Origin of the sequence: Chryseobacterium sp. SIMBA_028 (assembly GCF_046535285.1) — a bacterium.
GTDB lineage: Bacteria > Bacteroidota > Bacteroidia > Flavobacteriales > Weeksellaceae > Chryseobacterium.
In genome coordinates, this window is the sequence record NZ_JAWRWZ010000073.1 from 1 (window position 1) to 388 (window position 388).

1 protein-coding gene is annotated in these 388 nt (G+C 61.6%); it reads right to left on the bottom strand.

The features are described from left to right. Window positions 1-388: MCP four helix bundle domain-containing protein (locus SCA31_RS22590; RefSeq protein WP_410699293.1), on the bottom strand; the 388-nt coding region annotated here is incomplete at both ends.

The following is a 388-nucleotide window of genomic DNA, read 5'->3' on the forward strand; positions in this document are numbered from 1 at the left end:
GGAGCACAGCGGCGCCGCAAAGGATTGCGGTGAGCAGGATGGTTGTGCGGTAATTAACTGCAGCTTCTGCGCTGGCAGTCGCGGCCCCAGTGCGGTTCAGCTCCACATCTCGCTCGATCAGCTGCAGCGCCCCGGTAAAGAGCCTCGCAGACTCCCCGGTGGCGAGCTGTCTCGCGGCTGCAAACCCGGGATCGCCCGACTCGGACAACTCGAGCAGGTTCCTGTCAGCCGCAAGAAATGCTGCCCACGCCTTCCTGATATCGTCGAATATCTGCTGCTCTTCGGCCGATGAGACCAGCTTCCCATACTCTGCCATCGTGGCGTTGAAGGATGCGAGTGCTTCGTCGTGCTGCGTGCGCTGAGCCTGTTTGCCTTGAGCGTTGCTCTC